At 73.6% G+C, this 4,365-nt stretch carries 3 protein-coding genes; 1 reads left to right on the top strand and 2 read right to left on the bottom strand.

Annotation, left to right across the window (positions count from 1 at the left end; genetic code table 11):
- Nucleotides 1-312: 312 nt before the first annotated feature.
- Both E1200_RS31515 and E1200_RS31510 read right to left on the bottom strand, forming a co-directional pair.
- A complete protein-coding gene (locus tag E1200_RS31515) occupies nt 313-1,329 on the bottom strand; it encodes a hemolysin family protein (RefSeq protein ID WP_131956025.1) in 1,017 nt (338 codons plus the stop codon).
- The gene (locus E1200_RS31510) at nt 1,317-2,717 is read right to left on the bottom strand and encodes a hemolysin family protein (RefSeq protein WP_207933638.1); all 1,401 of its coding nucleotides are present in this window, start codon (nt 2,715-2,717) and stop codon (nt 1,317-1,319) included. Before E1200_RS31510 ends, E1200_RS31515 begins: the two co-directional genes overlap by 13 nt.
- A 348-nt stretch (nt 2,718-3,065) precedes the next feature.
- On the opposite strand from E1200_RS31510, the gene E1200_RS31505 reads away from it, so the two are divergent.
- Entirely contained in the window at nt 3,066-4,280 is a 1,215-nt protein-coding gene (locus E1200_RS31505) for a hypothetical protein (protein WP_131956023.1), read from the top strand.
- Nucleotides 4,281-4,365 lie beyond the last annotated feature (85 nt).

Genomic DNA, 4,365 nt, shown 5'->3' with positions numbered 1-4,365 from the left:
GGTGCCTGCTCCTGCGTGCTTGGAGGGTGGGAGGTGGAGGGTTCGGGGAGGGGGATGTTGACCGTCGGGGTCTCGGAAGCCGGGACGTAGGGGGACGTCGAGTGCCCTGGTCGCGGGTGCTCTTCGTCTCCGTGGGTTTCTGATGGATGATTCACCGAGGTCATTCCCGTCCCAAATCGGCCGCCCTCGGCCGTATTTTCCCGTTCTGCGCGGGACTAACGTCTCACAGGTCGCCGACCCGCGAGCGCGGCGTGGTGGTCTTCGCCCGTGACCGTGACCACCCGCCCGCGACCACCGCGCCCGCGGTCCGTGTCAGTGCGGGTTCGTCGCCAGAAGCTCCGCCAGTAGGTCGTCCAGGGTGACGATGCCCGCGAACTCGCCCCGCTCGTCGTTGACGACGGCGAGCTGGGCGTGCGCGCGGCGCATCCGGCTCACCGCGTCCAGGACGGTCGTCTCCGCCGTGAGGACGGGCGCCGGGTGGGCCAGCTCGTCCGCGCGGCAGTCCCCGTTCGGCTCGGTGATCGCCGCCCGGACGTGCACGATCCCGGTCATGGCGCCGTCGCGGTCCCGGACGAGGAGCCGGCTGTGGCCGCTGGCGGTGGCCTTCCGGCGGATCTGCGCGGCGGTCGCGTCCGCGTCGATCGTGGTGACGGCCGTCGCGGGCACCACGAGGTGCCCGACCGTGGCCTCCCGCGCGGAGATCGCCCGGCGGAGCAGCTCGTGGTCGTGCCGCCCGATGAGGCCGAGGCGGCGGGACTCGCCGACCAGGTGGCTGAGCCGGGCGGCGTCGGTGTGGCTGTCCAGCTCGTCCTTCGGGGTGATGCCGATGAGCCGCAGCAGCGCGTTCGTCGACGAGTTCAGCGACGACAGGATCGGCCGCGACACCTTCGCGAACGCGCGGAACGGCAGCGCGAGGAGCAGCGCGGCGCGTTCGGGGTGCGAGATCGCCCACGACTTCGGCGCCATCTCCCCGATGACCATGTGCAGGAAGGTGACGACGGCGAGGGCGGTGCCGAGCGCGATCGCCTTCGTCGCGGCCTCGGGGACGCCCATCGCGTGCAGCGGCGGTTCGAGGATGTGCTCGAACGCCGGCTCGGTGACGATCGCGAGGCCCAGCGAGCACATCGTGATGCCGAACTGGGCGCCGGCGAGCATCAGCGACAGCTCCCGGACGCCGGCGAGCGCGGCGACGGCGGGGCGGCTGCCCTTGGCGGCGGCGCGCTCCAGCTGCGGGCGGCCCGCCGCGACGAGCGCGAACTCGGCCGCGACGAAGAAACCGTTCCCGACCAGCAGCAGGACGGTGATCAGCAGGGTCGTCAGCGGGTCCACGACACCTCCGGGCCGGCCGCGTCCGCGTCGTTCTCATCGGACGCGTCGGACGCGCCGGACTCGTCGGCGCCCACCGGGACCGCCGGGGCCGGCGCCTTGATCAGGATCTTCTCGGCGACGCGGCGGGCCACGCTCACGACCTCCAGTTCGACCGAGCCGGGATCGAGGTCGACGGTGAGGCGGTCGCCGGGGGACGGGAGCCGGCGCAGCTCCGCCATGACGAGCCCGCCGAGGGTGTCGTAGGAGTCGCCCTCCGGCAGGTCGAACCCGGTGAGCCGGCCGATCTCGTCGATGCGCATCCCCGCGTCGACGAGCCAGGACCCGTCCGGGCCGGAGGTCGGGGCGACCTCCCGCGCGTCGGTCTCGTCGGAGATCTCCCCGACGAGCTCCTCGGCGACGTCCTCGAAGGTGAGGATGCCGGCGAGGCCGCCGTACTCGTCCACGACGCAGGCGAACTCCTCGCCGGAGTCGCGCATGTGCTCGATCACCCCGTACAGCGGCTGGCTGCCGGGGACGAGCAGCGCGGGCCGCGCGACCCGGCTGACGGGGGTGGCCGGGTCGAGCGCGTCGTCGGCGACCTCGCGGACCCCGGCGACGCCGATCACGTCGTCGACCTCCTGGCCGTAGACGGGGTAGGCGCTGTGCCCGGTCTCGCGGATCAGCGCGACGAGGTCGGCGACGGGCGCGGTGCCCGGCAGCGTCCGGACCTGCGGGCGGGGCACCATGACCTCGTCCGCGGTGAGGTCGCCGAACGACAGAGCCCGCTCCAGCAGGCCCGACAGGTCGGCGGGCAGGTGCCCGGCGCTGTGCGACTTGCCGATGATGTCGCCGAGCTCCTCCAGGGTCGCGCCGCCGTGCAGTTCCTGGACGGGTTCGACGCCCACGGCCCGCAGGAGGCGTTCCGCGGAGGCGTCGAACAGCCGGATGATCGGGCCCGCGATCGCCAGGTAGACGAGCGTGGAGGTGGCCAGCGCGCGGGCCAGCGACTCGGCGCGCGCGAGCGCGAGGTTCTTGGGGAACAGCTCGCCCATCAGCATCTGGATGAGCGTCGCCAGGACGAAGCCGGTGGCGAGCGCGATCGCCCCGGTCGCGCCGAGGGGGACGCCGGCGACCTCCAGTAGCGGCTGGATCAGCTCGGCGAGGGCGGGCTTGGCGATGAAGCCGACGACGAGGGTCGTCATCGTGATGCCGAGCTGCGCGCCCGACAGCATGAAGGACAGCCTGCCGATGACCTTCAGGGCCCGCTTCGAGGCCGCGTCCCCGCGCGCCGCGGTCTGTTCCAGTGTGGCCCGGTCGGCCGCCACGTAGGCGAACTCCTGGGCGACGAAGTATCCGGTCGCCGCGGTGAGGAGGATCACCGCGAGCACTCCCAGGACCGCGGTCAGCATGGGGCACCGGGTCTATGACTGGGGTCCGACACCGCGGACTCACCACTCCTCTCGTAGTTGTATCACTCGTAACGTCATCCGGGACAACGAGGTTCCCGGTGGACAGGGTACGGGCGGGACGTGATCGAAAGGTGTGAGGCGTCCCCGGAACGGCCGGGATGCGGGGCTTGCGGGGGAGAAGGCGCTTGTCTCGACTGGTGTTGCGGATCACACTTATATGAGAGCGTTAGTCCGATAGCGGACCGGTCCGTGCTCCCAGACCGGTCGGCCGGGCATGCTCGGGGGGACCGTAGGAGAGCGAACACGGGGCAGACGTTGGACCAGAGCGGGCCCGGGGCCGCCGCGCCGATGAGCCGTGAAGGCGTCGACCATGCCCTGCGGACGCTCCGAGAGGAGCGCGACCGCATCTCCGCGTCCCTCCTCGACCTCGACGGGCACCAGGGCAGCCGCCTGCTGGAGGGCGCGCGCCTCACCGGCGAGACGCACCGCCGCTGGGAGGACGCCAAGGCCGGGATGCTCGCGCTGTGGGCGGTTTTCGACGCCTACCAGCGCGTCCTGGACGAGGCGGCCGAGCTGCGCGAACGGTCGTCGCGGCCGGACGCGGCGCTGCTGATCGAGCTGTCCGCGCTGCTGGCGGGCCCCGCGGTGGAGCTGCCCGACGAGGAGGTGCCGCTGCGGCAGCGGACGCTGCTCGGCCCCCGGGAACGGCGGGTCACCCTGGCCGAGGCCGTCGGGCTGATGACCGACGCGTACGCGTTCGTCGCGGGCGAGATCGACGCCGCCGACGCCGCGTGGTCGGCGCTGCTGCTGCCGCTGGAGGAGGTGGAGGAGTGCTGGCGGGAAACGGCCCGGCTGGCGCACTCCCTGGACGGCACCCGCCACCCCGAGCTCGACCGGATCGGGCGCGAGCTGACCGCGCTGGGCCGCCTCGTCCGCACCGACCCGCTGTCGCTCGTCCCGGACGGCCGCCCCGACACCGCCCGCCTGGACCGCGTCCGCACCGCGCTGACCGCGCTGGGGGACGAGCTCGCCGGCGTCGCCCGGCTGCGGGACGCCTACGCCGAGCACCTCGCGCGGGTCACCGCGCGCATCGAGGAGATCGAGGAGACCGAGCAGCGCGCCCGGGACGCGTACGCGCGGGTCCTCACCAAGATCGAGTCGCCGAACCTGCCCGCACCCGGTCAGGGGCTCGGCGCCGAGCTCCGCGACCGGCTCACCGCGCTGGAGCGGCTGCGCGAGGCGGGCCGCTGGGTGGAGCTGGCGGGCCGCTTCGCCGGGCTCGACCGCGCCGCGGACGAGGCGCTGGAGCGTGCGCGCGGCGAGCTGCGGCTCAGCACCGGCCTGCTCGACCGGCGGGGCGAGCTGCGCGGGCGCCTGGAGGCGTACCGGGCCAAGGCGGCGCGGCTCGGGCTGGTCGAGGACGACCGGCTCACCGGGCTGTACGCGGAGGCCCGCGACCTGCTGTGGACGGCACCCTGCGACCTGCGGCGGGCGACGGCGGTCCTCGCGGAGTACCAGCGCGAGATCAGTGCGTGCGAGAGCGAGACGGGGTCGCGGCGATGAACGGATGCACCCAGCCCGGCTGCACCGGCGAGGTGGACGCCGACGGCTTCTGCGACGTCTGCGGCATGGCTCCCCTCCCCGAACC

Source organism: Actinomadura sp. GC306 (assembly GCF_004348665.1).
Taxonomy (GTDB): Bacteria; Actinomycetota; Actinomycetes; order Streptosporangiales; family Streptosporangiaceae; genus Spirillospora.
The sequence above is the reverse complement of the archived record's forward strand: the minus strand, read 5'-3'. Positions and strand labels throughout refer to the sequence as shown.